At 64.8% G+C, this 15715-nt stretch carries 13 protein-coding genes; 8 read left to right on the top strand and 5 right to left on the bottom strand.

Annotated elements, in window-relative coordinates; all coding sequences use genetic code 11:
- Positions 1-36: 36 nt before the first annotated feature.
- From rplW to rpsJ, 4 genes are read right to left on the bottom strand one after another with little or no spacing between them, the layout of a single operon-like run.
- On the bottom strand, positions 37-342 hold the full coding sequence (rplW, locus tag K414_RS0112925) for a 50S ribosomal protein L23 (RefSeq protein ID WP_027496310.1): 306 nt from the start codon (positions 340-342) through the stop codon (positions 37-39).
- Positions 339-1016 (bottom strand): 50S ribosomal protein L4, encoded by a 678-nt coding sequence (gene rplD, locus K414_RS0112920; protein ID WP_008718317.1) that lies wholly within the window; start codon positions 1014-1016, stop codon positions 339-341. Before rplD ends, rplW begins: the two co-directional genes overlap by 4 nt.
- Positions 1013-1678 carry a 50S ribosomal protein L3 gene (gene rplC / locus K414_RS0112915; RefSeq protein ID WP_027496309.1) on the bottom strand — a complete coding sequence of 222 codons (666 nt, stop codon included), beginning with the start codon at positions 1676-1678 and terminating at the stop codon, positions 1013-1015. The genes rplD and rplC overlap by 4 nt, the downstream gene beginning before the upstream one ends.
- 14 nt (positions 1679-1692) lie before the next feature.
- The gene (gene rpsJ / locus K414_RS0112910; protein WP_003938093.1) at positions 1693-1998 is read right to left on the bottom strand and encodes a 30S ribosomal protein S10; all 306 of its coding nucleotides are present in this window, start codon (positions 1996-1998) and stop codon (positions 1693-1695) included.
- Between the two features lie 488 nt (positions 1999-2486).
- On the opposite strand from rpsJ, the gene K414_RS0112905 reads away from it, so the two are divergent.
- The 8 genes from K414_RS0112905 to K414_RS0112870 all read left to right on the top strand — a co-directional run bounded on the left by K414_RS0112905 (position 2487) and on the right by K414_RS0112870 (position 9727).
- Positions 2487-2981, top strand: a complete 495-nt coding sequence (locus K414_RS0112905) for a hotdog fold domain-containing protein (RefSeq protein ID WP_027496308.1) — start codon at positions 2487-2489, stop codon at positions 2979-2981.
- A 12-nt stretch (positions 2982-2993) separates the two neighbouring features.
- Positions 2994-3902, top strand: a complete 909-nt coding sequence (locus tag K414_RS0112900) for a prephenate dehydrogenase dimerization domain-containing protein (protein WP_027496307.1) — start codon at positions 2994-2996, stop codon at positions 3900-3902.
- Positions 3903-3934: 32 nt separating this feature from the next.
- Complete coding sequence (locus K414_RS0112895; protein ID WP_027496306.1) at positions 3935-4888, top strand: diiron oxygenase; 954 nt, start codon at positions 3935-3937, stop codon at positions 4886-4888.
- Positions 4889-5016: 128 nt separating this feature from the next.
- A complete protein-coding gene (locus K414_RS0112890; RefSeq protein ID WP_027496305.1) occupies positions 5017-5988 on the top strand; it encodes a daunorubicin resistance protein DrrA family ABC transporter ATP-binding protein in 972 nt (323 codons plus the stop codon).
- Entirely contained in the window at positions 5985-6842 is an 858-nt protein-coding gene (locus tag K414_RS0112885) for an ABC transporter permease (RefSeq protein WP_027496304.1), read from the top strand. The genes K414_RS0112890 and K414_RS0112885 overlap by 4 nt, the downstream gene beginning before the upstream one ends.
- 10 nt (positions 6843-6852) lie before the next feature.
- Positions 6853-7707: an ABC transporter permease gene (locus K414_RS0112880; RefSeq protein WP_027496303.1), complete on the top strand. Its 855-nt coding sequence runs from the start codon at positions 6853-6855 to the stop codon at positions 7705-7707.
- Between the two features lie 81 nt (positions 7708-7788).
- Complete coding sequence (locus K414_RS26920) at positions 7789-8643, top strand: glycosyltransferase (RefSeq protein WP_161631803.1); 855 nt, start codon at positions 7789-7791, stop codon at positions 8641-8643.
- A 100-nt stretch (positions 8644-8743) separates the two neighbouring features.
- Positions 8744-9727, top strand: a complete 984-nt coding sequence (locus tag K414_RS0112870) for an alpha/beta fold hydrolase (protein WP_237606181.1) — start codon at positions 8744-8746, stop codon at positions 9725-9727.
- 70 nt (positions 9728-9797) lie between these two features.
- Here K414_RS0112870 and K414_RS0112865 read toward each other — a convergent pair whose 3' ends face one another.
- Positions 9798-15656, bottom strand: coding sequence for a non-ribosomal peptide synthetase (locus tag K414_RS0112865; RefSeq protein WP_081701594.1), 5859 nt, complete (start codon positions 15654-15656; stop codon positions 9798-9800).
- Positions 15657-15715: the final 59 nt, after the last annotated feature.

Below are 15715 nucleotides of genomic sequence, written 5' to 3'. Positions count from 1 at the left end.
TCTTCTCGTCCTCTATATCCGAAGAGTCCCAGTCGCTTACGCGACCGGACCTCCGAAGATCTCGATGGGCTTGCTGTCGGCGGAGAGCGTTACGAGCGCGCGCTTGGTGTCCTTGCGCTTGCCGTAACCGAACCGGGTCCGCTTACGCTTGCCCTGACGGTTCATCGTGTTGACGCTGGTCACGGTGACGTCGAAGATCTTCTCGACGGCAATCTTGATCTGCGTCTTGTTCGAGTCCGGGTGCACCAGGAACGTGTACGTGCCTTCTTCGATCAGTCCGTAGGACTTCTCGGAGATGACCGGTGCCAGCAAGATGTCGCGGGGATCGGCGATCGTGGTCACTTGCTTGCCTCCTCGTTCTTTGCAGGCCCAGCGATGAAGGTGTTCAGCGCTTCCACGCTGAAAACGACATCATCGGCGTTGAGCACGTCGTACGTGTTGAGCTGGTCGGGTGCGATGGGGTGCACGCCGTCCAGGTTCTGAACGCTCTTCCAGGCTGCGATGTCCTCGCGGCCGACGACAAGCAGGACCTTTTTGCGGTCCGAGATCTCGGCGAGGAACGTCTTCGCACCCTTGGTGGACGGAACCTGTCCGGCAACCAATTCGGTGATGACGTGCAGGCGCTCGCTGCGGGCCCGATCGGAGAGGGCTCCGCGCAGTGCGGCGGCCTTCATCTTCTTGGGGGTCCGCTGGCTGTAGTCGCGCGGCTGCGGTCCGTGGACCGTGCCACCGCCGACGAACTGAGGAGCGCGGGTCGAGCCCTGACGGGCGCGGCCGGTGCCCTTCTGCCGGTACGGCTTCTTGCCGCCGCCGCGAACCTCGCCACGAGTCTTCGTGGAGTGGGTTCCCTGACGAGCAGCTGCCAGCTGTGCGATGACGACCTGGTGCAGCAGCGCGATGTTCGCCGGTGCGTCGAAGATCTCCGCGGGGAGATCGACGGTGCCGTTGGTCTTGCCGCCGGCTTCCTTGACATCGAGCGTCAGCTTGGTCTCGGTGTTCTTCTCGAGGCTGGTCATGCCCGTGCACCACCCTTCAATGCAGACTTGACGATCACGACGTTGCCGCGACGGCCCGGGATCGCTCCCTTGATCAGCAGCAGACCGTTCTCGCTGTCCACCTTGTGGACCGAGAGGTTCTGCGTCGTGACGCGGTCGCCACCCATACGTCCGGACATGCGCATTCCCTTGAACACGCGACCCGGCGTTGCACAGCCACCGATGGATCCGGGACGACGGTGCACAGCCTGTGCACCGTGGCTCGCGCCCTGTCCCTTGAAGCCGTGACGCTTCATGGTTCCGGCGAAGCCCTTGCCCTTGCTGGTGCCGGTGACGTCGACGTATGCGCCGTCCTCGAACACTGCAGCCGTGAGCTCCTGGCCGACCTCGAACTGCGAGGCGTCGGCAACGCGAATCTCCACGATGTGGCGACGCGGCGTGACACCTGCCTTCTCGAACTGGCCGGTGGTGGGCTTGTTCACCTTGCGCGGGTCGATCGCACCGAATGCGACCTGGACGGCGCTGTAGCCGTCACGTTCCTGGGTGCGGATCTGGGTGACCACGTTGGGGCCTGCCTTGATCACGGTCACCGGAACGACGCGGTTGTTCTCGTCGAAGACCTGGGTCATTCCGAGCTTGGTGCCCAGAATTCCTGTCGCAGGCCGGTTCTTGTTATCAGTCATCGTTGTCTCCGCGCTCACTGGATGTTGACGTCGACACTGGCCGGGAGGTCGATGCGCATGAGCGCGTCCACCGTCTTCGGTGTCGGGTCGAGGATGTCAATGAGCCGCTTGTGAGTACGCATCTCGAAGTGTTCGCGCGAGTCCTTGTACTTGTGCGGCGAACGGATGACGCAGTACACGTTCTTTTCTGTCGGCAACGGCACCGGTCCGACGACGCGGGCACCCGTACGGGTGACCGTTTCGACGATCTTGCGCGCTGACGCGTCGATCGCCTCATGGTCGTAGGCCTTGAGCCTGATGCGGATCTTTTGTCCCGCCACGCTTAGTGTCCTTTTCTTGCCGCTTGGTCGTAGAACGGGCCGTTCGGCCTGCTCCACCTCGTCTGCACAGTCCCCGAGCCGGGGGAATCCCTCCGACTCGAACTGCCTTCGTGCACACACGACAGTGAAAAACGTTGACGACCAGGCGTGACCTGTATCCGTTGCCGCTCTTCATCTGTCATGGTTCTCCGGTCCACGCGGTCGGGCGTGTCGCGATTCCGCTCATTCTTCTGCGCTGAAACTTTCGCTTCAACCATCCGAGGGAGGAAACCCACACCGATCGAGCTGGTGGTCCGGACGCGCTCACGTGGAGCGCTGGTCTCATGTTCTGCTCAGCCGATCTCTCGATCGACTCACCTGGTTCAGGCCGCACGCAAGCGCGTCCCGTGTCCAGGCAACCCGACCAGTATGCCGCAGTGTGCGCGACAGATCAACTCGGGGTCGATCCATACGCTCCGCACGACCTTACTCAGCAGTAAGGTAAGCCCATGAACACAGTCGCAACCACCACCGGGGCCACGTATCGAGCCTGGTCGAAGCTCCCGAACAACACTATCGGATCCACCGTGTTCTCCATCGGCATGTGTCTTCGGGTGCCCTACTTCGCGTCCGTGCTGCCACGGGTGGTTGCGCTGGAACCGGGGCGCTGCGAGGTCACGGCCCCGAAATGGCTGGGGATCCGCAACCACCTCGGCACGTTCCACGCGATCGCCGCGTGCAACCTCGCCGAGGTTGCGATGGGGATGCTCGCCGAGGCCACCGTTCCGACGTCGCACCGCTGGATCCCCAAGTCGATGACCGTCCAGTACCTGACGAAGGCGACCACGTCACTGCGCGCGGTGGCAGAACTGGAGACCATTCCCGATTTCGCGACCATCACCGACGGATGCGAGATCGTCGTGCCGGTTGCCATCCGTGACACCGCGGGCGTCGAGGTGGTGCACGCCGACATCACGATCTGGGTATCTGCAGCCTCTCGTTGACATACTCGACCGATGGACACGGTGACGCGGTCGGAGCAGCAGAATTCGGTAGTGGTGGTCGGGGGCTCCGGAGCCGTCGGCCGGCTACTGGTCGATCTCCTGCGCGGCGACGGCGTGCAGGTCACCGTCGTCGACGCTCGAGCCGCTTCGACATCGGTCGACGCCGCGACGCTCGTCGGCGACATCACCGCACCCGACCACCGCGTCACAGCTGCATTGTCGACTGCGTCGACGATCGTGCTCGCTGTGCCCGAGTCCGTGGCACTGTCGGCCGATCTGAGCGCGGTACGCCCCGACGCACTGCTGGTGGAGACGTTGTCGGTCAAGTCCGGCTACTCGCAGTACGCCGGCCGCGGCGGACACCTCGGCCCGACGCTGGGCATCAACCCGATGTTCGCACCGTCCCTGGGCATGAACGGACGCCCCGTTGCCGTCGTCGTGCACCGACCCGGCACCTCGGCCGACGCGTTCGTCGACAGACTGCAGCACTGGGGTGGCCGGACCGTTCTCCTCGACGCCGAGCGTCACGACCGACTCGCTGCGGCGACCCAAGCGCTCACTCACGCCAGTGTTCTCGCGTTCGGGCTCGCCCTGGCCGAGCTAGATCTGCCGTTCGCCGACATCGACGCCGTCGCTCCTCCCCCCCACACGACGATGCTCTCCGTCCTCGCACGCATCACCGGTGGAGAGCCCGAGGTGTACTGGGACGTTCAGGCAGGTAACCCACACGCCGCCGACGCGCGGGCGGCGTTGCGCCGCGCGACGCAACTGCTCGGCGAGACCGTCGAATCCGGCTCGGAGTCCGAGTTCGCCGAACTGATGAACCGAGCAGGCAGCGCCCTCGGCAGCTCCGCCGATCGCTATCGATCCGTCTGTGCCGAGTTGTTCGGTATCGTTCGAGGTTCCGGCGACAATTCGTGATCGCCGGTCCGGACGCGGAGGCGGGGCACACGATGTTGGAACAGCCGACCTTGCCGGAGCACGACCCCCACGATGTCGTCGAGAGCGCGGTCGTAGCGCGGTTGGCGAAGAACTGGTCGCAGCGTGCCACCGTCAAGAAGCCCGAACCCCAGTTGGACGATTTGTTCGACACGACCAAGCGAGATTTTCCCGACGCCTTGATCCCGTTCGGAGAACACGACACATTCCTCGGTGCCGAACCGGAACAGCAGGATCGGCTGCGGGCCTGGGGCTGGATCGCGTTCAACAAGAACGTGATGGATGTCGAGCAGCACGTCGTTCACCCGGGATTTTCGCTGCTCGCCCAGGATGTGTTCGAGACCGGGATGGGCGACACCCTCGCGGTCGCGGTGACTCAGGCCATGGTGGACGAGCAGTACCACACGCTGATGCACCTCAACGCCAGTGCGGCGACCCGTCGCGGTCGCGGTTGGGCGTTGTCCGAACGATCCCTGCCGTTCAGTTCCACCGTCCGTCGCCAGCGGACCGCTCAGGCGAAGAGCGACGACCCGTGGTCTGCGGCGATCAGCTCGCTCGCCTTCATGACGGTCGCAGAGATCTCCATCACGTCGTACCTCGATCTGATCGAGGACGACGACGTCATTCAGCCGATCAATCGGGCGACGGTCAAGCTCCACAATCGCGACGAGTACTGCCACGCATCGATTGCCGACGACATGGCGGCGATCGTCTTCGACAGGCTCGGATCCAACGATCGACAGAAGTTTCTAGACGGTCTCGTCGACGGCATGGATGCGTTCTCGAGCAGCGACTTCTCGACGTGGGCGCGCATTCTCGAACTCGAAGGTGTCCGCGGAGCCGAGGCCATGATCGCCGACGTCGAGGCCGACAAGAGCCGTCGAGCGCTGGTTCAGGACTACAGCGGACTGCGATCCCTGTGCCGAAAGCTGGACGTCGAGGACAGTATCGATATCGATTGGGGCTGACGGCAGAACATCTGCGACTGCAATCCACAGGTAACATTTCCCGGCAGTTCCCGTATCAAGTAGTGGCCCTCCCCTCCACGGGCCCCGGCACTGCCCCGGCCCCATTCACCCCACAGCTCGGAGATCCGATGTCGTCAGCTCAGCACGCAGCCGTACACGTGGAGGACGTACACAAGTCCTTCGGCGATGTGCATGCGCTGCGCGGCATCAGCTTCTCGGCCGAGCGGGGAACCGTACTCGGCATCCTCGGCCCCAACGGTGCGGGCAAGACCACGACTGTCAAAGTGCTGTCGACGCTGATCGCGCCCGACAGCGGCCGAGCCTTCGTCGCCGGCCACGATGTTGCTGCCGACGCTCCCGCGGTGCGGCGATCGATCATGATGACGGGTCAGTACGCCGCCCTCGACGACACTCTTTCGGGGCGCGAGAACATCGAATTGTTCGGCCGCCTCATGGGTCTGGACAAGAAGGCTGCCAAGGCTCGCGCCAAGGCCCTGCTCGACGAATTCGACCTGTCCGATACCGGCAAGCGTCCGGTCCGCGGCTACTCCGGCGGCATGCGCCGTCGTATCGACATCGCATGTGGCCTGGTCGTGCGTCCCGAAGTCGTGTTCCTGGACGAGCCGACCACCGGACTCGACCCTCGGAGCCGACAGGGTGTGTGGTCGTTGGTCGAGGCACTGAAGGCGCAGGGCATCACCGTGTTGCTGACGACGCAATATCTCGAAGAGGCAGACGTACTGAGCGACAACATCATCGTCATCGACAAGGGCACAGTTATCGCCGAAGGTACGTCGGATCAGCTCAAGGCCATGACCGGCGGTAGCTACTGCGAAGTGGTGCCTCTCGATCCGGGTCAGCTACGAGCAGCGGCCGAGGCGCTGGGTGAGATGGTGCCTCCGGCGGTGCACGCCGAGATCACTGCCGCATCCGACCGCCTGTCCGTGCCTGCCCCCGACGGTGCCGCAACCTTGTCCGAGATCCTCCGCCGTATCGACGCCCGTGGCATCGTGCTGGCCGACATCGCGTTGCGCCGCCCCTCGCTCGACGACGTCTTCCTCACCCTCACCGGCCATTCGCAAGCGAGCCCCACCCCGTGACGGCCACGACGCGAGCCGTCTCGAATACGCGTGCGGTCACCGCTCCTCGGACAACCACCGGGTCGACGACGCAGCAGCCCAAACGCCGGTCACGAACGCGGCCATCCGGCTTCGTGCAGTGGCAGGCACTGACCGGGCGTGCACTGTGGACGATGCTCACCCAGGGTGAGCTGCTGATCGCGGTCATCGCTCCGCTGATCTTCACCATCGGCTTCTACCTTCCGCTCAAGTTCGTGATGGGCCTGCAGGGCATCGACTACGCACAGTTTCTGATGCCGATCATCGTGCTGCAGGCAATGGCGTTCACCGCCATCTCCGCCGCGCAGAGGGCATCGACTGAGGCGATGAGTGGACTCAACTCTCGGTTGAAGACGATGCCCGTCGTACGCGGCGTCCCGCTGGTGTCGCGAATCTCGAGCGGTGTCGTCCGTTCACTGGTATCGCTCGTATCCGCACTCGGTTTCGGCTACGTCATCGGCTTTCGCTTCTCCGCAGGATTCGGTCAGGCCCTGTTGTTCTGCGCGCTCGCCATGCTGATCAGCACCACGTTGTCGATCGGTGCCGACGCAATCGGAACGCTGTCGAAGAGCCCCGAAGCGACCAGCCAGGTGTTGACCCTGCCCCAGCTCATCCTCGGCATGGCCTCGTGCGGATTCGTTCCCGAAAGCGGCTTCCCGGAACTCATCCGACCGTTCGTTCGCAATCAACCGATTTCGCAGTTCTCGTTCGCTATGCGCGACATGGCCGAGGGCGGAGTCAGCTTCCAGGTGTTGTGGCCATCCCTCGCCTGGGTGGCCGGCCTGCTCCTGTTCTTCGTCCCGCTCGCCATCTGGGCGAGCTCGAGACCAGAATGACGAGTCCGAGATGACGATGACAGAAGCGTCGGTGAACGCTGCACGCGTATCCAACCTGACCTTTCCCGAACCCAACATGGCCCTGCGAGAAGGGTCGATTCGTGCGCTCGGGACACACAGCCTGATCCAGGCCAAACGACTTCTGATGCGATGGATGCGCGATCCGTCGACGATGATTCAGGCGTTGCTGTACCCCGCGTTGATGCTGGTCATGTTCCGTGTAGTGCTCGGGAACTCGATTTCCGCGGCCACCGGATCGCCGGCGATCTACGGCCAGGTGCCGATGATCGCCCTGGTCGGAGCCATGTTCGGGTCCATCGTCAGCGCCGTCGGCCTCAAGGGCGAACGAAAGTCGGGTCTGTTGGCTCGGTTCTGGACAACGCCCACTCACCGTGCGGCCGGCCTACTGGGCAGGATGATCGCCGAAGCAGTTCGGGTGCTCGTGACCACCGTGGTCATCATCTGTGCCGGTGTAGCGCTGGGGTTCAGGTTCACCCAGGGAATTCAGGCCGGCATCCTGTTGCTCCTGATTCCTGTCGTGTTCGGTATCGGGTTCGCAGTCATGGTCACGTTCCTCGCCACGGTGGCCGGCGACGCACCACTGGTCGAAGTGGTGTCGATCTTCTGCACGTTGTTGATGTTCTTCAATTCGGGATTCGTCCCCGTCCTCGCGTATCCGCTCTGGCTGCAGCCGGTGGTTGCAGCGCAGCCGATGTCGGTTGCGGTCTCCGCGATGCGCGCGCTGGCACTCGGAGGGCCCGTCATGACTCCGATTCTCCAAACTCTCGCGTGGTCTCTGGGAATGGTCGTGATCTTCCTCTACCCTGCGATCCGGGGGTACAAGAAGGCATCTGCGTCGGGCTGATCGCGTAGTCCGGACCGACATTTCTACGTTGGGGGATTCGTTGTGGTCGACCGGGCACGACCTGAGCATCCGTCGGTATCGGTGATCATTCCTGTCGGCGGCCTCGATCCGCACTTGGACGCACAGTTGCAGGCTCTGGCCGATCAGGATGTCGGGTTTCCGTTCGAGGTGCTCGTTGCGGACAACACGCGAGACGGGGACCTCGGCGAATACGTACTCACTCATCCTTTGCGAGAGCGGCTGCGGCTCAGGTCGGTCGATGCTTCCCGCGAGACCGGAGCGGGTTACGCACGCAACTGCGGCGCCCGGGAGGCGTCCGGCGATCTGTTGGCGTTCTGCGACTCGGACGATGTCGTGCACTCGTCGTGGCTCACCACGCTCGTACAGGAGGCGTCGTCGTTCGATGTTGTCGGTACTGCGGTCGAAACCGACACGCTGAACAGCGTCCGGGCGCTGTCTTGGACTCCCACGACAGCGCCGGAGAACCAGGGCCGCACCGACTTCCTGCCGTTCGCGATCGGCGCGAGTATGGCCTGCTGGGCATCGGTGTACAGCGATCTCGGCGGCATGGACAACCGCTACCGAGCGAGCCAGGATGTCGAGTTCAGTTGGCGCGCGCAACTGGCGGGTTACACCTTGGGGTTCAGTACCGAGGCAGTGGTGGCGTATCGACTGCGTGACGAGCTACGCCCTCTCCTGCGCCAGTCGTTTCGCCTCGGGTTCGGCTTCGCCAAGCTTCGCGGAATCTACCGGCCTCAGGGGTGCCCGGCACTGAAAGTGCGCCGAGTCGCGTCCTGGTGGATGGCGCTGCTGCTGCGCAATCCCCTGCTGCCGACGTCGCTGACCAGGATGTCACGCGGCCATTGGCTGCGCGCGTTCGTCATCCGGGTCGGCGAGCTTCGCGCAGGAATCAGATACGGAGCCATCGGTTGGTGATGTCCACCACACGGGCTCGCCGACCGGCCTGCCCGACCGGCACCCTTGACCTGCACGCCTGTTACGCCTGTGTGTCCGGCTGTTACGGTCGGTGACGCAGATGCAGGTGACAGCGGCGGATTCCCACGCCCCGGACGAGATAGAGGCCATGCCGAAGAGGTTCACGAGAGTATTGCCCACGGCGATTGCTGTCGCGGTGGCCGGTGCCCTGTCCTTCACCGGGACGGGCACAGCGGTCGCTGCGCCCTCGCCCACCGGCACCTCGGTTTCTGCCACTCCTACGCTCGAGGGTGCCAACGACTTCGGCTGTGTTCCCAGCGCGGCCCATCCCCGTCCGGTCGTGCTCGTCCACGGAACCAAGATGGATGCGTCCACGTGGAAGATCCTGGCACCGCAGCTGAAGAGCGAGGGCTACTGCGTCTTCGCACCCAACTACGGCGGAGTATCGCTGCTGCTCGACCCGGGCACGACCATCTGGGGCTCCGGCGACATCGCTGAGTCGGGCCGTCAGATCGGCCGTTTCGTCGACGAAGTACTCGCGGCGACCGGTGCCGAGCAAGTCGACATGGTCGGCCATTCGCAGGGCGGCACCGCCACTCGGCAGTACATGAAGTTCGATGGCGGCACCGATGCGCAGGACCCCGCCCGCAACAAGGTGCACACACTGGTCACACTGGGTGCCACCAACCACGGCACGACCTTCGGTGGTTTGCAGCAGCTCTCCGAACTGCTCACCTCTCTCGGCCTGCCCGGCGACGCACTCACCCCCCTGACATACAACATGGCGGGTGCCCAGCAACTCGTCGGCTCGACGACGCTGACGAGCTTGAACGAAGGCGGAGACGTCGAACCAGGGGTCGAGTACACCGTCATCGCCACGCGCAACGACACCGTCTCGACACCGCCCGCGAACACCTTCCTCAAGTCCGGCGACCCTGCGATGGTGCACAACGTCTGGGTTCAGGACGTGTGCCCCACGGCGACGACGTCCCACGTCGGTCTCGTCGCCGATCCCGCTCCCCTGTACATGGTGAAGACCGCACTCGATCCCGATTACGCAACCACCACGCCCGCACCCTGCTGAACATTCTCCACACTCAACGACGAAGGCCTCACGACACGGTGTCGTGAGGCCTTCGTCGTTGCCGAACGGACTACCGGTGCAATTCCGCGTCCAGCACGGGCCCGATCTCGGTCGATGCCGGCGACGACGCCATCTGCCAGTGCGTCGAATGGACCGGGACGACCGTCATGCCCTCGCTCAGCGCACCGCGCCATGTCGCCGCCGCCACGTTGCCCGTGGGATCGTCGGTGACCGATGCGAACAGCAGCGCCCGTCCTGTGAAGGTCTGTGGCACATAGGTTTCGATGAGCTCTGCCGATTGTGCGATCCCGTCGAGTATCCCGGCGACCCGTTCGCGGGAAATCGAGTCGAAAGGTGCCGGCATCGACTTCAACAGTTCGGCCACGGAGTCGACCGTGAGTTCACCGATCTCGAGGTGGTTGTCCGCACCGACACCCAGCCCGCCGAGAATCTCGTCCGCCGATACCGGCCTGTCGACGAGGTGGTCCGACCCACCCGCAACGAACGAGTCCATCATGGCCAACGTCGAGACCTCGTGGCCCTCACGTTGCAGTTGCACGGCCATCGCATGCGCGATCAGTCCGCCCATGGACCACCCCAGCAAGTGATACGGGCCCGACGGTTGCACGGCGCGAATCTTGTCCACGAATACCGCAGCCCACTGTTCTATCGACTGCGGCACAGGTTCTGCACCGGACAGCGCGGGCGACTGCAATCCGTAGATCGGACGGTCGTCGCCGATGTGTGACGCCAGGGCACCGAAGGCCCAGGACAGACCCACGATGGGGTGGATACAGAACAGCGGGGCCGAAGAACCACCTACCCGTAGAGGTATCAGGACCTCGAGCCCGCTTGCTTCCGCTCCGTCGACTCCCGATGCCGTGGCAGCAGTGATCCGTGCCGCAAGGGAGGCAACGGACGCGTCCACGAACAACCAGTTCAGAGGAACAGGCCGACCACCGAGGGCCCCCTTCAGCGCGGAGACCAACTTGACGGCCAGTAGCGAGTTGCCGCCGAGCGAGAAGAAGTCGTCGTCGAGTCCCACGCGTTCGACTCCCAGAACGTCCGCGAACACACCGGCAACAGCTTCCTCCACCGGTGTCTGCGGCGACCTGAACTCGCGGGTCTCGAACTCCGGACTCGGCAGCGCCCGACGATCCAGCTTTCCCGCAGCGTTGAGCGGTAGAGCGTCGAGCACCACGAAGGCCGACGGAACCATGTAGGACGGCAGCGCAGAAATTGCCTCCGCCCGAACGAGCTCGACATCGATGTCGGTACCGGGTGTAGGAACCAGGTACGCCACCAACGACTCACCGACCGCCGAGTGCGACACCACGACGACAGCCTGACTCACCGACGACCGCGCCGTCAGCGCAGTCTCGATCTCTCCCAACTCGATTCGCTGCCCACGGAACTTGACCTGAAAATCGGTGCGACCGATGTACTCGAGCCGATCGGCATCCATCGACCACCGCACCAGATCACCGGTCCGGTACATCCGCGTCCCCACGCCGTCGAACGGGTTCGCCACGAACCGCTCCGCCGACAGGTCCGCCCGCGCAACGTAACCCCGCGCCAACTGCACACCCGCCAAGTACAACTCCCCCGGAACGCCCGCCGGTACCGGATGCAGACGCGAATCCAGCACGTGCACCGAGGTGTTCCACTCGGGCACACCGATGGACACCGATCCGGACCCCGCCCCGTCCTCGGAGACATCGCGATAAGTGACGCTGACCGCCGCCTCGGTAGGCCCGTACAGGTTGTGCACCCGCGCATCCGACACTGCCCGCCAGGCATCGACGGTACCCGCGGGCAGCGCCTCACCGATGACGAAAACATGACGCAGCGACGCGATCGACTGCGCCGACACCGCTTCGACGAACACCGTCAGCATCGACGGCACGAAGTCCGTCACGGTCACCCCGTGCCGCGCGATATCGGCGGCGACCGCCTCGACGTCACGCTGCGCGCCCGGGGCAGCAACGATCAACCGACCGCCGGTTCGCAGCGGCAGGAAGAAACCCCACAGCGAGACGTCGAACGTCGTCGCCGTCTTCTGCAGGTACACATCCGACGCATCGAGGCCGTATTCCTGCGCCATCCAGGCCATCTGGTTGACGATGGCCCGGTGTTCGATCGCCACGCCCTTCGGGCGACCGGTCGACCCGGACGTGAACAACACGTACGCCAGGTCGTCCCCGGAGGCACGCGGAAATACCACCGACCCGGCCGGCTCCGGTGGATCGGTGATGTCGACGACCGGAACAGCGGTCGCCGTGACGAAACCATCTCTGGCCGTGGACAACACGACCACCGGAGCGGCCGTGTCGAGAATGTAGTCGTTACGTTCGGTCGGCTGATCCGGGTCCACCGGAACGTACGCCGCGCCCGATCGCAGCACCGCATACATGCCGACGACCAACTCGACGGACCGCCGCATCGCGAGCCCCACCAGAACACCGGGCCCGGCACCGTGCGCCTGCAACAGCTGCGCAGTCGCGTCCACCCGAGCCGAGAATTCCCGATACGTCAGCGACCGTTCGCCGAACACCATCGCAACCGCGTCGGGCGTGTCGGCCACCACGCGATCGAAGCCGTCCAACAACACCTCGGCGGATTCGATGGCCACCTCGTCGCCATTGCCGCGCACCATGATTCGTTCACGCTCGGCCGAATCGAGAACGTCGATATCACCGACCACGACATCCGGACGAGCGGTCACCGCCTCGAGTACAGCCACCAACCGTCGCCCGAACGACGCCACCGTCGACTCGTCGAACAGATCCGTCGCGTACATCAGCTCGCCGGCCAGACCTGCGCCGTCTCCGAGTTCGGTGAGCGTCACCTGGAGATCGAACTTTGCCGACGCCGCCCCGGACCCGAATGCCTCGACGCCCAGATCGGGGAGCTCGAACGATCCCTGGGAGAAGTTCTGGAAGAACAGCGCTACCTGGACCAGCGGGTGCCGCCCTTGCGAACGCACCGGATCGAGTACCTCGACGAGACGCTCGAAGGGTACGTCCACATTGTCGAATGCCTCCAGGTCGGACGTACGTACGGCATCGAGTACCGCACCGAACGAGGCGTCTCGAGCGATCTGCGTTCGCAGGACCACCGTGTTGACGAACATGCCCACCAGGTCGTCCAACCGTGCGTCGCCGCGACCACCCACCGGTGCTCCCACGGCGATGTCGGACGTCCCGGACAACGTCGCCAGCAGCACCGCCAACGCTGCGTGCACCACCATGAACGCGGTGGCGTCGTGCGCGCGTGCACACTCGAGTACACGGGCGTGCAGTGCAGCGTCGATCTCGAACGCCGTCACCGCCCCCTGTCCCGATGCGACCCGCGGGCGCGGCCGGTCGGAGGGCAGATCCAACTGCTCGGGGAGGCCGTCGAGCGTGCGACGCCAATAGTCGATCTGCTTGCGGGCCAACGACTTCGGGTCCGATTCGGAGCCGAGCATGTCGAGTTGCCAGAGTGTGTAGTCGACGTACTGGACCGGCAGCGGTGCCCACTGCGGTGCCGATCCGCCGTGCCACGCGAGGTACGCAGTCATGACGTCGCGGGACAGCGGGTCCATCGAGAGCCCGTCCGCCGAGATGTGGTGGGCAACGAAGGCCAGCACGTACTCCGGTGCTGCACCGGCGGGGTCCGTGATGTGGAACAGCCGGACACGAAACGGGATCTCGACGGTGACGTCGAATCCGCGGGTGAAGAACTGTGTGACCGCAGCGAGCGCGTCGTCACGAGCGATGCGGACCACGTCCATCCCGACGTGCGTCTCGGCCTCGTCCCGCACCTGTTGATACCCGACACCGTCGATCTCCGGGTACACGGTGCGCAACGATTCGTGTCGACCGACCACGTCCCCGACGGCAGCCTGCAGCGCGTCGACATCGAGTTCTCCGCGGAGCAACAGAGCGACCGGCACGTTGTTGAGGGCGGAGTCGGTGTCGAGGCGGTTGAGAAACCACATTCGCTGCTGTGCGGACGAGAGCGGGATGCGCTCGGGCCGCTGCCTCGACGTGTCGAGCGCAGCTCGAACCGGACCGTCCGCCGAATCAGCGGCCTGCGCCAAGGCCTCGACGGTGGAGGACTCGAACACCGAGCGCGCCGGAACATGAACGCCCAGAGCCGAACCCAATCGAGCCGCAAGCTGTGTGGCGATCAGGGAGTTGCCCCCGAGTGCGAAGAAGTCGTCGTCCAGGCCGACCCGTTCGACCCCGAGCAGCTCGACGAAGATATCGGCCACCACATGTTCGGTAGTGGTCGACGGGGACCGGAACTCCGCGGCCTCGAACACCGGTTCCGGCAGTGCGTCTCGGTCCAGCTTGCCGGTGGGAGTCAGCGGGATCGAATCGATCCGTGTGATCACCGAGGGCACCATGTGCGCAGGCAGACTCCGCCCGGCCTCGTCCAGCACCCGGTCCAGATCGACGTCCGTCCCTGCCACCGGCAGTACGTACGCTGCGAGAACGGTTGCGCCGGTGGGACTGCGGTGACCGAGGGTCACCGCGAAATCGACCCCGTCCTGCGCTGTGAGAACGGCGTCGATTTCACCGAGTTCGATTCTGAAGCCTCGGATCTGGACCTGAAAGTCGTTGCGGCCCAGGTATTCGATGGCCCGTCCGGACGCCACTTCCCGCCAGCGCACCAGGTCACCGGTGCGGTACAGTCGGCTCTGTTCCGAGTTTCCTTCGGCTGCATACGGATTGGCGACGAAACGCGCAGCGGTCAGCGCGAAGCGTCGATGGTAACCCCGCGCAAGGCCGGCACCGGTCAGATACAACTCCCCCGGCACCCCGGCGGGCACCTGCCGCAACCGGTCGTCGAGCACGTGGTAGCCCATGTCCTTGGTGGACGGCCCGAGCAGCACGGCTTCGCCCGCGTTCAAGGGTGGCGAGATGTTGCACACCATCGACGCTTCGGTGGGGCCGTAGACGTTGTGAAAACGTCTGCCCGGTGCCCACTTCGACATCAGTTCCGAGGTGAAGGCCTCGCCGCCGATCGCGAGCACTCGCATGTCGGGCACCTCTGCCGGATCGAGTGAGGCCAGCGCCGCCGGGGTGATGAACGCATGGCTGACGCGGTGGCTGCGGAGCATGTCACCCAGATCGGAACCGCCGTAGACGCCGGGCGGGACGATGACCATCGTCGAACCTGCGCCCACAGCCATCAGTAGCTCCAGCACGGACGCATCGAAGCTGGGGGACGCGAAATGCAGTGTGCGCGAATCGGAGTCCAGCCCGTAGATCTCGACCTGAGTGGAGGTCAGCGGTGCCAGCCCGGCGTGGGAGACGGCGACGCCCTTCGGCAGACCGGTCGAGCCGGAGGTGTAGATGACGTACGCGAGCGTGGACGGGCGAATCGGTGCCCGTCGGTCGTCCGCCACGACGGGATCGTCGGACAACCCCTGGAGTGCGCCTTCGGTGTCGGACGAGTCGAGGCTGATCCACGACACCGACGTCGGCATCGATTCTTCGAATTGTGTTGCAGTGACACCCATTCGCACGCCGGAGTCGTTCACCATGTGCGTGATGCGGGCGGCTGGGTAGTTGGGGTCGATGGGCACGAATGCAGCACCGGTCTTCGCCACGGCCCACACGGCCGTGACAGATTCGATCGAACGGGTCAGTGCCAGTGCCACGAAATCCTCGGGGCCGACCCCGCGTTCGATGAGCAGCCGGGCCAGCCTGGACGACCGGGAGTCGATCTCCCGATAGGTGAGCGACCGGGTGCCGCACTCCACCGCTATACCGTCCGGGTTCTTTTCCACCGCCGCGGCGAGCAGAGTCGGCAGCGCGACCGTACGGGCCGGTCGCTGTCGGGTGGGTCGTGCACGGGTAGGCCTGGGGCGGCTCGACCGTCCACCCACTCGGCCGCCCGACTCGGACGGTGTGCCGGTCGATCCATCCGAACTCATCTGAACTATGACTCCTCACCAGTGTTGCCCCGCGCTCGGTCGTGGACGACGCGTCGGCC

The organism is Rhodococcus sp. JG-3 (assembly GCF_000482405.1).
GTDB classification, from domain to species: Bacteria; Actinomycetota; Actinomycetes; order Mycobacteriales; family Mycobacteriaceae; genus Rhodococcoides; species Rhodococcoides fascians.
This window is presented reverse-complemented; position numbering and strand designations above follow the sequence as displayed.